The sequence below is a fragment of the Streptomyces sp. NPDC029169 genome, assembly GCF_055563935.1.
Genome location: NZ_JBVHXA010000004.1, coordinates 234,401 through 248,504, shown reverse-complemented (window position 1 = coordinate 248,504; position 14,104 = coordinate 234,401). Strand labels below are relative to the sequence as shown.

General features: G+C 72.3%; 14 protein-coding genes. 7 read left to right on the top strand and 7 right to left on the bottom strand.

From position 1 onward, the window contains the following. Positions 1–157: 157 nt before the first annotated feature. On the top strand, positions 158–1,303 hold the full coding sequence (locus ACZ4VI_RS10395; RefSeq protein WP_467998494.1) for a winged helix DNA-binding domain-containing protein: 1,146 nt from the start codon (positions 158–160) through the stop codon (positions 1,301–1,303). A gap of 67 nt (positions 1,304–1,370) precedes the next feature. On the opposite strand, the gene ACZ4VI_RS10390 is transcribed toward ACZ4VI_RS10395, so the two are convergent. From ACZ4VI_RS10390 to ACZ4VI_RS10375, 4 genes are all read right to left on the bottom strand, one after another. After that, the gene (locus ACZ4VI_RS10390) at positions 1,371–2,318 is read right to left on the bottom strand and encodes an ADP-ribosylglycohydrolase family protein (protein WP_467998492.1); all 948 of its coding nucleotides are present in this window, start codon (positions 2,316–2,318) and stop codon (positions 1,371–1,373) included. A gap of 135 nt (positions 2,319–2,453) precedes the next feature. After that, positions 2,454–2,858 (bottom strand): hypothetical protein, encoded by a 405-nt coding sequence (locus ACZ4VI_RS10385; RefSeq protein WP_467998490.1) that lies wholly within the window; start codon positions 2,856–2,858, stop codon positions 2,454–2,456. A 112-nt stretch (positions 2,859–2,970) separates the two neighbouring features. Next, on the bottom strand, positions 2,971–3,399 hold the full coding sequence (locus ACZ4VI_RS10380) for an ABA4-like family protein (RefSeq protein ID WP_467998488.1): 429 nt from the start codon (positions 3,397–3,399) through the stop codon (positions 2,971–2,973). Beyond that, positions 3,396–4,301 (bottom strand): hypothetical protein, encoded by a 906-nt coding sequence (locus ACZ4VI_RS10375; protein WP_467998827.1) that lies wholly within the window; start codon positions 4,299–4,301, stop codon positions 3,396–3,398. The genes ACZ4VI_RS10380 and ACZ4VI_RS10375 overlap by 4 nt, the downstream gene beginning before the upstream one ends. A 178-nt stretch (positions 4,302–4,479) precedes the next feature. Between ACZ4VI_RS10375 and ACZ4VI_RS10370 the strand changes: the two genes are divergently transcribed. Next, complete coding sequence (locus tag ACZ4VI_RS10370) at positions 4,480–5,112, top strand: MerR family transcriptional regulator (protein WP_467998486.1); 633 nt, start codon at positions 4,480–4,482, stop codon at positions 5,110–5,112. Positions 5,113–5,538: 426 nt separating this feature from the next. Here the strand turns inward: ACZ4VI_RS10370 and ACZ4VI_RS10365 are convergent, their stop codons facing one another. Together ACZ4VI_RS10365 and ACZ4VI_RS10360 are read right to left on the bottom strand one after the other, a co-directional pair. Next, positions 5,539–6,378 (bottom strand): siderophore-interacting protein, encoded by an 840-nt coding sequence (locus ACZ4VI_RS10365; RefSeq protein ID WP_467998484.1) that lies wholly within the window; start codon positions 6,376–6,378, stop codon positions 5,539–5,541. Positions 6,379–6,451: 73 nt separating this feature from the next. Continuing rightward, a complete protein-coding gene (locus ACZ4VI_RS10360) occupies positions 6,452–7,357 on the bottom strand; it encodes a 5'-3' exonuclease (RefSeq protein WP_467998825.1) in 906 nt (301 codons plus the stop codon). A gap of 276 nt (positions 7,358–7,633) precedes the next feature. Between ACZ4VI_RS10360 and ACZ4VI_RS10355 the strand changes: the two genes are divergently transcribed. The 4 genes from ACZ4VI_RS10355 to ACZ4VI_RS10340 all read left to right on the top strand — a co-directional run bounded on the left by ACZ4VI_RS10355 (position 7,634) and on the right by ACZ4VI_RS10340 (position 11,995). Further along, positions 7,634–8,704: a quaternary amine ABC transporter ATP-binding protein gene (locus tag ACZ4VI_RS10355; protein ID WP_467998482.1), complete on the top strand. Its 1,071-nt coding sequence runs from the start codon at positions 7,634–7,636 to the stop codon at positions 8,702–8,704. Continuing rightward, entirely contained in the window at positions 8,697–10,502 is a 1,806-nt protein-coding gene (locus ACZ4VI_RS10350; protein WP_467998480.1) for an ABC transporter permease/substrate binding protein, read from the top strand. The genes ACZ4VI_RS10355 and ACZ4VI_RS10350 overlap by 8 nt, the downstream gene beginning before the upstream one ends. A gap of 168 nt (positions 10,503–10,670) precedes the next feature. Next, the gene (locus ACZ4VI_RS10345) at positions 10,671–11,222 is read left to right on the top strand and encodes a helix-turn-helix domain-containing protein (protein WP_467998478.1); all 552 of its coding nucleotides are present in this window, start codon (positions 10,671–10,673) and stop codon (positions 11,220–11,222) included. Between the two features lie 41 nt (positions 11,223–11,263). Further along, positions 11,264–11,995, top strand: coding sequence for a helical backbone metal receptor (locus ACZ4VI_RS10340; RefSeq protein ID WP_467998476.1), 732 nt, complete (start codon positions 11,264–11,266; stop codon positions 11,993–11,995). Here the strand turns inward: ACZ4VI_RS10340 and ACZ4VI_RS10335 are convergent. Continuing rightward, positions 11,922–13,079 carry a TDT family transporter gene (locus ACZ4VI_RS10335; RefSeq protein WP_467998474.1) on the bottom strand — a complete coding sequence of 386 codons (1,158 nt, stop codon included), beginning with the start codon at positions 13,077–13,079 and terminating at the stop codon, positions 11,922–11,924. The genes ACZ4VI_RS10340 and ACZ4VI_RS10335 overlap by 74 nt on opposite strands. Positions 13,080–13,149: 70 nt before the next feature. Here ACZ4VI_RS10335 and ACZ4VI_RS10330 point away from each other — a divergent pair, with 70 nt between their 5' ends. Further along, positions 13,150–14,079, top strand: coding sequence for a LysR family transcriptional regulator (locus tag ACZ4VI_RS10330; RefSeq protein WP_467998472.1), 930 nt, complete (start codon positions 13,150–13,152; stop codon positions 14,077–14,079). Positions 14,080–14,104: the final 25 nt, after the last annotated feature.

Below are 14,104 nucleotides of genomic sequence, written 5' to 3'. Positions count from 1 at the left end.
TGATGCCACGGGCCCCTTCGGCGGGTCTATGGCTTGGAGACGGTTCCCGACACCATCGGTGAACTCCTCACCGAAGTCGACCTGACCCTGCGGCCGGACCGGGAGATCCTGGCCACGGTGCGGACGCGCCGGGCGTGAGGTGCGGGATGATTCCGGTATGAAGATCAGTGCGCGGGGGCTCAACCGGTCCACTCTCGCCCGGCAGTTGCTGCTCCGACGAGAGAGCGTCGGTGCCGCCGAGGCGGTACGGCGGGTGGTCGCGCTGCAGGCCCAGCAGCCGGCGTCGCCGTACCTCGCGCTGTGGAACCGCACAGCCGGATTCGACCCGTCCGAGCTTGACAGTGCCTTCTCCGACGGGACGGTCGTCAAGTCGACACTCATGCGGATCACCCTGCATGCCGTGCACGCCGACGACTTCCGGACCTTCCGGGAGGCCGTGCATCCGCTGTTGAGGTCGGGCAGGCTCGGCGACCGCTTCACGGCGTCGGGCCTCACCGCGGAGGACGCCGATCTCCTCGTCCCGGAGCTGCTGGCGTTCGCCGACCGGCCCCGGACCGGCGCCGAGTACGAGGCCTGGCTCCAGGAACGGGTGGGGACCACGCCGAAGTCCGGGGCGTGGTGGGGGCTGCGGCACTACACGCCGCTGGTGCACGCGCCCACCACGCCACCGTGGTCGTTCGGGGAACGGCCCTCGTACGTCGCACCTTCCGACCCGCCGGCGCCGCGGCCGGAGCCGGAGGTGTCCGACGTCGCCCTGCGGACGCTGCTCCTGCGCTACCTCGACGGGTTCGGGCCCGCGTCCGTGGCGGACATGGCGCAGTTCGCGCTGGTCCAGCGGGCCAGGGTCAGAAAGGCCCTGCTGACTCTGGCGGACGAGCTCGAACGGGGTGAGGGTCCGGACGGCGAGGAGCTGTTCGACGTACCGGGCGCGCCACGCCCGGAGGAGAACACCCCTGCCCCGCCACGGCTGATGGCCATGTGGGACAGCACCCTGCTGGCCTACGCAGACCGCAGCCGGGTCATCCCGCCCGACTACCGCACGCTCGTCATCCGCAGGAACGGAGACGTCCTGCCGACCCTCCTGGTCGACGGGTACGTCGCGGGTGTGTGGCGTCCGGCCGACGGAGGTATCGAGGCGACCGCCTTCCACGCCCTCCCCGACGAGGCCTGGGAGGGCCTCGCCGCCGAGGCCCACGCGCTGACGGCCTTCCTCGCCGACCGCGAGCCCCGGGTCTACCGCCGCTACGACCACTGGTGGAGCAAGCTTCCAGGGGGCGAGACCCGGCTGCTGCCTGGGCCGTGAGGGGCCCTTGGGCGGGCGGCGGCCTTACGGCGACGACCCTCGGCGCCCGCGCCCGGACGGGTGCCGTTCAGGCCGTGGGCCTGGCGTCCCCGCCGGAGGTCAGGGCCGTCGCGAGGGCGCGGAGGTCGTCAGTGCGCAGGACGCGGTCCCCGAAGCCGGGGAGCGGGACGTGGAGGGGGTCCGTCCAGCGGGACGGGATCGCGGCGGGGCCGTGGACCGCGCCCGCGAGTAGGCCGGTGACCGCCGCTACGGTATCCGTGTCGCCGCCGAGGTCGATCGCCGCCGACAGCGCGGCCTCGAAGGTGTCCGTCGTGCGCAGGGCCCAGACCGCCGAGCCCAGGCAAGGCCAGACCGCCCCGTTGAACTCCGTCGCGTCGTCGGGATGCCACTCGGGCGCGAGGACGGTCGCCCACCGGTCCCGGTGCGCCGGGGCGACGGCGGCGAGGGTGGCGGGCAGGGCGGTGAGTGGGTCCTGGCCGAGGAGTGCGACGCGGACGAGTTCGTGGAGCACCGCCGTGCCCTCCCAGGCGGCAGCGTCGCCGTGGGTGAGCGCGGCGATGCGTCGGGCGGCGGCCATGGTGGCGTCGCGTCCGGCGGCGGCGAAGTACACCGCCGACGTCGAGGCCCGCATCAGCGAACCGTTGCCCGCCGCACGCCCGTTGACCTGGAAGTGGAGGGCGGCCGCCGTGTCCCAGGGGTCGCCGCTCATGAGGACGTCCTCGGTCTGGAGCCCGATGTCCTTGGGGTCGGCCGCCGCCCAGGCCTGGAAGCGCCGGAAGATGTCCGGCAGGTCCAGGGCGCCCCGGTCGAGGAGCGACTCCCCGACGAGGACGGCCATCTGCGTGTCGTCGGTGGCCTCGCCCGGATCCCAGCCCCCGCCGCCACACATCTCACCCCGCCCGGCGGGGAACCGTTCCCGGTACACCCCAGGCAGCCCGAACTCGAAGGGCGCGCCCAGCGCGTCCCCGACGGCGGAGCCTAGGACGGCACCGATGGCCCGGTCGATCGTTCGCATCGGGCCAGCCTAGTCCCGGGTGTCGGCATTCAAGACACCCCGCCGGTCGGTGCGGGGCACTCACTCTTGGGTTCGTTGTGAACCCGCGCTTGTGACTTCGCTGTTGTGAGGGTGTGCGTCTCGTCCGGACTCGGTTCACGCTTCGTCGTGGTGGGTGAGGTGGCCGTCGGTGAGCCGCCAGTAGCGCTGGTGGGGAGCCAGCTGCCAGGTCTCGCCGGCAGCGATCGCCTGCGTGATCCATTCGTGGAGTCGTGGGAGCGCATGTGCTCGTAGAACAGCGCGGGTGGCAGCACGTTCAGTGGCATCGACTGGATGGACGTCTATGCGGAAGCCGACCGTGTCCGGGTGGATGCCGCGGCCGTAGTTGTGGGGGCTCGGAGCAACCCATGCCGCTCCCAGGACGATGGTCCCGCTGTCATGTCCGGTGAGGAACCGCAGGTCCGTGACGCGGGTCATGTAGGGGCCGAGACACTCGTTGATGTCGGTGGTGGTCAGTGGCCAGGCACGATGCCGGGCCAGTCTTCGATTTCGTGCGGACATGGCAGGCAGCATGGCAGAAGGCCACTGCCGGCCCTCACGAGTTTGTTCGGCGGCGCTCCAGCAACGCCCTGCGGAGTGCGCGTAGCGCATCGCGTCTCCACGGCGCCGACGATCAGCCCGACCGCTCCTGCCGCACAGTCGCGCGCAGGAGCAGGAAGACGAGCAGGCCGAAGGGGGACAGGAGGATCGTCAGGATCAGCAAGGGGCCCATCAGCAGGGGCGAGAGGCCCAGCTTGCGGGCCTCTCGGTACATCCACTGGCCGAGCAGGAGATCCCAGGCGATGACCTGCGCCCAGACCGCACCCGCGCCGTTCGCCAGGGCCGTGAGGTCTCGGAACGTGTCGATGTCGGGGCTGCTGACCGCCGTCCACAGTTCGGGGAGGACCGGCAGTGCCAGGGCTACGTACACCGCGAGGATCGGTACGACGGTCAGCGGTGAGGCCGCGAGGCGCTCCGTGCCCCGCCATCCGGGGGCGAAGATCATCAGCAGCCAGACGGGCGCGGCCAGGTAGAAGCTGAGTTCGAACAGGAAGCCGGTCATGCGGTGAACTCCGTGGTGGTGGGAGTGGGTTCGGTGCGGGGCGGCGGGGTGCGCAGGGCCGCCAGTGTCGTGGCCGCGGCGAGGAACGCGATCGCGCCGACCGTCGTGAGCGTGATGCCGTCGGGGTCAAGCAGCGCCTGACCGCGGAGCGCCTGCCAGGTGACGAGGGCGAACACCGCCGCGTACGTCCCCGCGACCACGAGCGTCAGCCGCAGCCGTACCCGCTCGTCGCGCAGCCGGGCGTACCTCGGGGCGAGCGTGACGAGGAGGAGCAGCAGGAGCGGGATCACCTGGAGCGCGTGCATGCCGAAGAAGTGGGCGATGCGCAGATCCCCGCCGGTCGTGGACCAGCCGGTCACGGGCATCGACGGGCCGCCGTCCGGGACGCCGACGCTGTGCGCGCCGATGATGGGCGCGTCGTCCCCGGCCGCGAGCTGCTCCGGGGTCGGCTGGACCATCAGGAAGCCCACAGCCGCGCCGACGAGCGCGATCAGGGAGCCCAGCCGTACGGCCCACGCGGTGGCACGGTCCAGGATCCGGGCGCGCAGCAGCAGGATCGCGATGACCAGTGCGGCGAGCCAGAGGACGACGATGGTCGCGCCCATGGCCTTGAAGACGGCGGCGTCGAAGTCCGTCTGGTTGTTGAAGTGGCTCTGGGTGCCGCGGATCACCTGCATGGTGATCAGCGCCATCTCGCCGGCACTCGCCACGGCGAACACTGTGCCTGCCCACCAGCCGACCCGCCGCCCGCGGGGCAGCAGGGTGAGCATCCAGGCGAGCGTCATGCAGTACGCGACGAACGAGACCGCGAACTTGAACGGCTTCGTCCAGATCGGTACGCCGACCAGGATCCGGTCGTCGAATATCAGGCCGCCGACCGAGACCAGGGCGAGTAACGCCATGGACGCGGAGAACCAGACGAGAGGTCGGTGGAGCTCGCTGACCCGTGGGAACGATGAGGACATGGGTAACCCCCGTGACGCATGGATAGTGGCACTTGCCGCTATCTGATAGCGCCACTATCTATGATGGGAGGGTCGCTCGGCAAGACCGGAGCGGGATCGGGAAGGTGAACGCAGGGTGCGCATCGGAGAGTTGAGTCGCAGGACCGGAGTGTCGGTGCCGACGATCAAGTACTACGTACGGGAAGGGCTGCTGCCGGCCGGGGAGTTGACGAGCCCCAACCAGGCCTCGTACGACGAGACGCACGAGCGGCGCCTGCGCCTGATCCGGGCGCTGCTGGATGTCGGAGGACTGTCGGTCGCGGGGATCCGCGAGGTGATCGACGCGGTCGAGGACACCGACCGGCCGGTCCATAAGATGCTCGGCGCCGCGGCGACGCGGGTGGGTCCGCGCTACACCGAGGAGCATGGGGAGGGGATCGTCGCGGCCCGGGAGGCGGTGGCGGAGCTCATCGCACGACGCGGCTGGCGCGCGCACCAGGACAACCCGGCTGCGGAGGCGGTCGCCATCGCCCTCGCCGCGCTGGAAGGCGTGGGGCACGGGGCGTTCGTGGAGGTGCTCGACGTGTACGCGGAGGCGGCGGAGCAGGTGGCCCGCGCGGACCTGGAGTACGTGGCGCGGAACGCGGAGCGGGAGGAACTGGTGGAGAGCGTGGTGGTGGGGACGGTGCTGGGGGACGCGGTGTTCGGGGCGCTGCGGAGGCTGGCGCACGTGGACGCGTCGGAGCGGGTGTTCGGTACGGGGGAGTGACCTTGCGCCCTGCGGGCGCGGTGCCGTTGGGGGCCCAAGCCCCCGGGGTGCGCGGCCCCTGGCGGGGCGGCAGCTTCGGGGCCTGCCCCATGCGCTGAACGGCCCTTGAACGGGCGCCGCCCCCGTGGGCCCGTGCGGGAGCGGGAGCCTCGGGGTGGCCCCGGGCCCCGAGAGGCGCCCGACCCTTGCGGGTGCGGGCCGCCGGCCCATGCGCTGAACGGCCCTTGAGCGGGCGCCGCCCCCGTGGGTTGTGCCCACCCTCCCCCAGACTCCGTCCGGGGGGACCCCCAGCCCTGCGGAACAGTTGCCCACAACGGTGGGGGAGAGGGTGGGGTCTCCCTGCGAGACCGGCACAACGGGTCAGGGGCCGGTGGTTGCGCCGGTCAGGGAGCGGGTGGGGGCATGGGGCCGCAGGCCCCCGGGGGGTCAGTTTTCCTGTTCGCGTTCTACCTGGTCGTTCCATTCGCGCTTGATCGCGCGCCAGGCCTCGTCCGTCTTGCCCAGGCGCCAGTAGCCCGAGATCGACAGGCGCTCGCGCGGTACCGCGCGCTCCAGGCGCAGGTGGCGGCGGAGCTCCTTCACGAAGCCTGCCTCGCCGTGGACGAAGGCGTGGACGTCGCCCGCCGGGAAGTCCAGGGTGCGGACCGCCTCCAGGAGGGCCTCGCCCGTCGGGCGGTCGCCCCGGTGGAGCCAGGTCACCTCGATGCCCGCCGCCGTCGCGAACTTCTGCTCCTCCGATGCGTCCGCGACCTCCAGGAACGCGTGCACCGTCGAGCCCTCCGGCAGCCGCTCCAGGGCCACCGCGATCGCCGGCAGCGCGCTCTCGTCGCCCACCAGCAGGTGCCAGTCCGCCGTCGTGTCCGGCGCGTAACCGCCGCCCGGCCCCAGGAAGCGCATCACGTCGCCCGCCCGCGCCCGCGCCGCCCACGGCCCGGCCAGGCCCTCGTCGCCGTGGACCACGAAGTCGACGGTCAGCTCGCGGTGGACCGGGTCCCAGCTCCGTACCGTGTACGTCCGCGTCGTCGGCCACTGCTCGCGCGGGAACTTCGCGCGGATCCGCTCCATGTCGAACGGCTCCGGATAGCTCACGCCCTCCGGCGCGAACAGCAGCTTCACGTAGTGGTCGGCGTACTCGCCCAGTTCGAACGCGTCGAGGCCGTCCCCGCCCAGCACCACCCGCACCATGTGCGGCGTGATCCGCTCCGTGCGCACCACCCGCGCCTCGTGGGCCTTCGGTGCCTTGCGCGCCGGCTGCTCTGCTGCCACGACGGTCTCCCCTGACTCTACGAACTTAGGTTTGCCTAAGCTAGCATCCCTGGCGAGTCCCGGCCCAGAACCCTCAGCGCTCCAGCACCGGCAGCAGCCTGCCGACCGCCCCGCCGAGGCCCCAGCGCGCCACCAGCCCCGCCAGCGCCTCCGGGTCCTTCGGCGCGCGAGGCAGCGTCGGATCGAAGTCCGGCAGCGGTACGTCCCCGGCGACCCGGACGACCGTGGGCGCCACGTCGAGATACTCCGCCGCCTCCACGATCCCGCGCCGCTTGGCCGGGGTCAGCTTCGACGTACGGTCCACGGCGGCCGCGCGCACGCCCGCCAGATCGCCGTACTCCGTGATCAGCTGCGCGGCCGTCTTCTCGCCGATGCCCTTCACCCCGGGCAGCCCGTCGCTGGCGTCGCCGCGCAGCGCCGCGAAGTCGGCGTACTGGTCCGGCCGCACCCTGTACTTCGTACGGATCAGCTCGCCGTCGACCAGGTCGCAGTCGCCGACGCCCTTGCGCGGGTACAGCACCCGCACCGCGCGCTCGTCGTCCACCAGCTGGAAGAGGTCCCGGTCGCCCGTGACGATGTCCACCGGGCCCTTCGCCTGCCCGGCCAGCGTCCCGATCACGTCGTCCGCCTCGTAGCCCGCGACCCCGACCCGGGCGATGCCGAGGGCGTCCAGGACGTCCTCGATCACCGGCACCTGCGGGGCGAGCGTGTCCGGGACCTCCTCCACGTCCGGACCCGTCTCCGTCTCCACGGCGACGCGATGCGCCTTGTACGAGGGGATCAGGTCCACCCGCCACTGCGGGCGCCAGTCGGCGTCCATACAGGCCACCAGCTCGTCGGGGTGGTGGTCCTGGACGAGCCGGGCGATGAAGTCGAGCAGACCGCGCACGGCGTTGACCGGCGTGCCGTCCGGGGCCCGGACCGAGTCCGGCACACCGAAGTACGCGCGGAAGTACAGAGAGGCGGTGTCGAGGAGCATCAGGCGTCGCGTCACACCCCGATCATGCCGCACCCCACTGACACCCTCCCCGCAGTGACGCCCGTCGGGAGCGACACCTCCCCGCAGTGACGCCTGTCACCTTCGCGTTTGCCCCGCGAAGCCCAGGGCAGGCGCGGGCCCGGAGCGGACCCGGTAGGGCGATTCGGCACAACGAATCGCCGTACGTCACGGGAGTCGCGGGCCGAAACCGCCCCGCTCCACGGCCCGACTGCGCGGGGGTGGCCGGCCGTTTTCGTTTCAACGCGTGAGGTATATGTGTCCAGGCTCCAGGCCGACCACCTGTACAAGGTGTTCGGCAGACGACCCGACGAAGCCGTCAAGAAACTCGCCAACGGCGCGGACCGCGACGAGCTCCGCGCCGACGGCACGACCGCGGCCGTGATCGACGCGTCCTTCGCCGTCGAGCCCGGCCAGATCTTCGTCGTGATGGGTCTGTCCGGATCCGGCAAGTCCACCCTCCTGCGCATGCTCAACGGCCTCCTCGAGCCCACCGCCGGCCGCGTGCTGTTCGACGGCAAGGACCTCACCGCGCTCAGCCCCCGCGATCTGCGCACCGTGCGGTCCACGAAGATCAGCATGGTCTTCCAGCACTTCGCCCTCTTCCCGCACCGCAGCGTCCTCGAGAACGCCGCGTACGGCCTGGAGGTCCAGGGCGTCCCGCGCGCCGAGCGCGAGACCCGGGCCGCCGAGGCCCTGGAGCTGTGCGGCCTCGCCGGCTGGGAGGAGTCCTGGCCCGACGAGCTCTCCGGCGGCATGCAGCAGCGTGTGGGCCTGGCCCGCGCGCTCGCCACCGATGCCGACCTGCTCCTCATGGACGAGTCCTTCAGCGCCCTCGACCCGCTGATCCGCCGCGACATGCAGGACCAGCTCCTCGAACTGCAGAAGCGGCTCAAGAAGACGATCGTCTTCATCACCCACGACCTCAACGAGGCCATGCGCCTCGGCGACCGTATCGCGGTCATGCGCGACGGCCGGATCGTCCAGCTCGGCACCGCCGAGGACATCCTGATCCGCCCCGCCAACGACTACGTGGCCTCCTTCATCCAGGACGTCGACCGCTCCCGCGTCCTCACGGCCGCCGCCGTGATGACGGACGCCGAGGAGAACGCGGACGCCTGCGGCTGCGAGACCGTCGGCCCCGACACCCTGGTCGCCGACCTGTGCGCGGTCAGCGCCCGCGTCCCGCACCCGGTGGCCGTCAAGGACACCGGCGGCACCGTCCTCGGCGTCGTACCGCAGTCCCGGCTGATCGGCTTCCTCGGGGACGAGCAGCGCCCGCCCCTTGCCTGTACCACCGGTATGAAGGAGGCGGCCGCTCATGCCTAGGCTCCCTCTCGGCCAGTGGGTCGACAGCTCCGTCGACTGGCTCCAGGCCCAGCTCTCCTGGTTCTTCGACGCCATCACCGCCGTCGTCACCGGTCTCTACGACGGGATCGACGCGGTCCTCTCCGCGCCCCAGCCCCTGCTCTTCGCCGGCATCCTCGCCGTCGTCGCCTGGTGGCTGCGCGGCCTGTCCGCCGGTGCGCTCGCCTTCGCGGGCTTCGCGCTCGTGGACTCCGTGGACCTGTGGGACGACGCCATGTCGACCCTCTCGCTGGTGCTCGTCGCCACCCTCGTGACCCTCGTCATCGCGGTCCCGCTCGGCATCTGGGCGGCCCGCTCCACGACCGTCAGCGCCGTGCTGCGCCCCGTCCTGGACTTCATGCAGACCATGCCCGCCATGGTCTACCTGATCCCCGGCATCATCTTCTTCGGCGTCGGCGTGGTCCCCGGCATCATCGCCACCATCGTCTTCGCCCTGCCGCCCGGCGTCCGGATGACCGAGCTCGGCATCCGCCAGGTCGACGGCGAACTCGTCGAGGCGGCCGAGGCGTTCGGTACGACCCCGCGCGCCACGCTCCTTCGCGTCCAGCTGCCGCTCGCCCTGCCCACGATCATGGCGGGCATCAACCAGGTCATCATGCTGGGCCTGTCCATGGTCGTCATCGCCGGCATGGTCGGCGGCGGCGGGCTCGGCGGCGCGGTCTACCGCGCCATCGGCAACGTCGACATCGGCCTCGGCTTCGAGGCCGGCATCTCCATCGTCATCCTCGCCATGTACCTGGACCGGATGACCGGCGCGCTGGGCCGCCAGGTCTCGCCGCTCGGCCGCCGGGCGCTCGCCAAGGCACGGGCCGCGAGCGCGGCGCGCGCCGGGGCGAAGCTCTGGAACCACCGCCCGCAGCCCGTCACCGCGCTCGTCGGCGTGGTCGTCCTCGCGCTCGTCGCGGGCGGCATGGGCTTCCTCGGCGGCGGCAAGGCGTCCACGACCGCCGGCGGCAAGGACATCGGCCACGGCAAGAAGATCACCATGGGCTACATCCCCTGGGACGAGGGCATCGCCTCCACCTTCCTCTGGAAGGAACTGCTCGAACGGCGCGGTTACGAGGTCGACGCCAAGCAGCTGGAGGCCGGCGCGCTCTACACCGGCCTCGCGGGCGGCCAGATCGACTTCCAGACCGACTCCTGGCTCCCGGTCACCCACGCCCAGTACTGGGAGAAGTACCGGAACAAGCTGGAGGACCTCGGCTCCTGGTACGGCCCCACCTCCCTGGAGCTGTCCGTGCCCTCGTACATGAAGGGCATCGACTCGCTGGAGGACCTCAAGGGCAAGAGCGGCCAGTTCAAGGGCCGGATCATCGGCATCGAGCCGAGCGCCGGAATGATGGGCATCCTCAAGGACAAGGTCCTGAACGAGTACGGCCTGGCGGGTGAGTACCAGGTCGTCGACGGCTCCACGCCCGGCATGCTCGCCGAGCTGAAGCGCGCGTACGACAAGAAGGAGCCGGTCGTCGTCACGCTCTGGTCGCCGCACTGGGCCTACTCGACGTACGACCTGAAGAAACTGAAGGACCCCAAGGGCACCTGGGGCAAGGGCGACGGCGTCCACACCCTCGCGCGTAAGGGTTTCGCCGCCGACAACCCCGAGGTCGGCGCCTGGCTGAAGAACTTCGAGCTGACCGAGAAGCAGCTCACGGACCTCGAAGCCGCCATCCAGGCGACCGGCAAGGGCAAGGAGCAGGAGGCGGTCCGCGGCTGGCTGGAGAAGAACCCCGGCCTCGCCGAGAAGCTGGCTCCGCAGTAGGGCCGAGCAGGCCGAACAGGGAAAATCGACTCCTGTCCGAAAAGGGGTGGTCGCCGAGCGTGTTCGGCGGCCACCCCTTTTCGCCACGACGCGAAACCCCGCGCCAAAGCTGCGTAAGGTTCAGGTAACCGACCAGTACGCAGGCACGAGGCACGGGAGGGAGTCGACATGGACGAGAAGGAATCACTGCGCGTGGGCGTGGCCGTCAAGAGGCGCCGCAGAGCGCTCAAGCTCACCCTGGCCGTCGTCGCCTCGCGCAGCGGCCTGTCCGTGCCCTTCCTCAGCCAGATCGAGAACGAGCGGGCCCGCCCCAGCACGCGGTCCCTCCAGCTCGTCGCCGGAGCCCTGGAGACCACGGCCGCCGAGCTGCTCGCCGCGGCGGAGTCCGCCCGTACGGTCGACGTCGTGCGCGCCGCCGAGCAGCTGCACGGCATGCCGGCGGGCGTACGTCCCCTGGTCCGTGGCCGGCACCAGCTGCACGCGCTCGAGTTCAGCGGCGAGCGGGACGCGGGCCGTGAATTCCAGCACCGCAACGACGAGTTGCTCTTCGTCGCCGACGGCGCCGCCGAGGTCGAAGCCGAGGGGCGGGCGTACCGGCTGGAACGGGGCGACACGCTCTACCTCTCCGGAGGCGTACGGCACCGGTGGCGCGCCACCGAGCCCGGAACCCGCCTCCTGGTCGTCGCCGTCGCCGAGCACATCGAGGCCGACGACAGATGAGGCCGGCGGACTCGGCGCCGGGAGACGCGAGGCTCGGGGCCTTGACGCCACGGGCCCGCGTTGTGTCGCTCGTCCCCTCGCTGACCGAGGCCGTCGCCGTCACCGCTCCCGGTCTGCTCGTCGGCGCCACCGACTGGTGCGAGCACCCGGCGGACCTCGACGTCGTACGGATCGGGGGGACCAAGAACCCCGACGTCCCGGCGATCACCGCGCTCCGCCCTGACCTCGTGATCGCCAACGAGGAGGAGAACCGGGCCCCCGACCTGGCCGCCCTGCGCGCCGCCGGGATCGAGGTCCTGGTCACCGAGGTGCGCACGCTCGACCAGGCGTTCCGCGAGCTGGACCGGGTCCTGCGGGCCTGTGGCGTCCTGGACCGGCCGCGCTGGCTGGACGAGGCGGAGGAGGCGTGGGCCGCCGTCGGGACGCCGGGCCCGCTGCTGACCGCCGTCGTGCCCATCTGGCGCCGGCCCTGGATGGTCCTCGGCCGCGACACGTTCGCGGGCGACCTGCTGGCCCGGCTCGGCGTCCGGCACCTGTACGCCGCCCATGCCGAGCGCTACCCGCGCGTCCCGCTCGACGAGCTCCGGGCGGCCGGGGCGGACCTGGTGGTCCTGCCCGACGAGCCGTACCGCTTCACACGCGACGACGGCCCCGAGGCGTTCCCCGGGACCGCCGCCGCACTCGTCAGCGGGCGTCATCTCACGTGGTACGGGCCGTCACTGGCCGAGGCGCCACGGGTCCTCGCCCGGGCCCTGCGAGCAGCGCGCCGCTGAACAGCCCGCGCACGGTGTGGGATCCGGCCACCAGCCAGGCCGCGACGAGGAACACGTACAGCGCGATCGCGAGCCAGCGGAAGGCGGCGAGGCCGGTGTGGTGGGCGAGCCCCTCCGCGCCGGTCACACAGGTGCCGACGGGGAAGGTGAAGGCCCACCAGGTCATCGCGAAGCCCATGCCCTGCCGCCGGGCGCGCAGCACCAGCGCCCCGGCGAGCGCCAGCCACAGCAGGGCGAAGCCCATGACGGGCACGCCGTAGAGCACGGCGAAGGCGGCGAACCCGTGCGCGTACGTGGCGGGCAGCAGGCCCGGGGCGGCGTCGGCGAACTTGTTCGCGGCGGTCGTCGACTGGCCCAGCGGGCCGAGGACCAGGAAGAGCGTCGGGGTGAGCGCGAGGGGCAGCGGGCCGCCGGTGACGAGTCGCCCGAAGACCAGCGGCAGCATCACGAGGGTGGCGAGCAGGCTGATGCCGAACATGGCGTAGCAGGCGATCAGCAGCGTCTGCTGGGGCTGCCCGGCGGGCAGGTGGGGCAGGAGCAGCGGACCGAGGGCGGCGGAGACCATCGGGGCGACGACGGGCAGCAGCCACACCGGGGAGGCGCCCTCGATCTTGTGGTGCACCACCATCAGGTACGGGATCGTCACGGCGGCGGCCAGGCCGATCACCGTGCCGGCGGTGAACAGGACGGTGTCGACCGCGAGGGCGGCGGGGAGGCCGATCCAGTCCTGGCCGACGATCATCGTGCCGCCGCCGACCGCGAGCAGCGCCATCGACAGACAGCCGTAGAACGGGGCGACGGCAGGGTCGAGGAGGTGCTCGCGGGCGCGGTCGCGGTGGTGGATCCAGTGCAGGGCGCGGGCCGTGAGGAGGGTGAGGAGCATCGCGAGGGAGAGCGCCCAGATGGCGGTGCAGGCGGTGCGCAGACCGGGGGCGTCGACGGGGAGGGTCGCTCCCGCGTTGGCGACGATGGCGGTGCCCATCACCGTGGCGTACCAGTTGGGGCCGAGGTGACGGACCGCGGCCGCCCGCTCGCCGGGGGTGGTGGCGAGGGGGGCCGGACGGGAAGGTGCGAGGGTTGCCATGGCTCCACTCTCGTGGGGCGCGGCGGCCCCGACCAGGGATCTTTGCGCTATGACGTCATAAGCTGACTTTATGAGCAGCGAGACGACGTCCCACCTCTCCCACCGGGTCCCCGACCTCGGCGCGCTCGAACTCCTTCTGGCCGTCGCCCGCCACGGCAGCCTCGGGCGGGCCGCCCGCGAGGTGGGCATCACCCAGCCCGCGGCGAGCAGCCGGATCCGCTCGATGGAGCGGCAGCTCGGGGTGGCCCTGGTGGACCGTTCGCCGCGCGGCTCGCGGCTCACGGACGCGGGTGCCCTTGTGACGGACTGGGCGCGGCGGATCGTCGAGGCGGCGGAGGCGTTCGACGCGGGCGCGCAGGCGCTGCGGGGGCGGCGGGACTCGCGGCTGCGGGTGGCCGCGTCGATGACGATCGCCGAGTACCTGCTGCCGGGGTGGCTGATCGCGCTGCGCGGGGGGTGGCCGGACACGGCGGTGTCGCTGATGGCGGGGAACTCGGCGGCGGTCGCGGAGCGGCTGCTCGCCGACGAGGCGGACCTGGGGTTCGTGGAGGGGCTCGCGGTGCCCGAGGGCCTGGAGGGGGCGGTCGTCGCCCGGGACCGGCTCGTCGTGGTCGCCGCGCCGTCCCACGCGTGGGTCCGCCGCCGCAGGCCGCTGGACCCGGGCGAGCTGGCCGCGACCCCGCTGATCCTGCGCGAGCGCGGCTCCGGCACGCGCCAGGTCCTCGACTCCGCGCTGTCCGCGCACGGCGGCCTCGCGCAGCCGCTCCTGGAACTCGCCTCCACGACGGCCGTGAAGGCGGCGGCGGTCAGCGGGGCGGGCCCCGCGGTCCTGAGCGAGCTCGCCATCGCGGAGGAACTGGCGTCCCGCCGCCTGGTCGAGATCCCGGTCGAGGGCGTCCTCCTCCGCCGCGACCTCCGGGCGGTCTGGCCCACGGGCCACCGGCCCACGGGCCCGGCCCGTGACTTGCTGTCCCTGACGAGGGCCAGGCCGACGGGGTGAGGGGCCGGGCGGGTTGGCCGGTGCG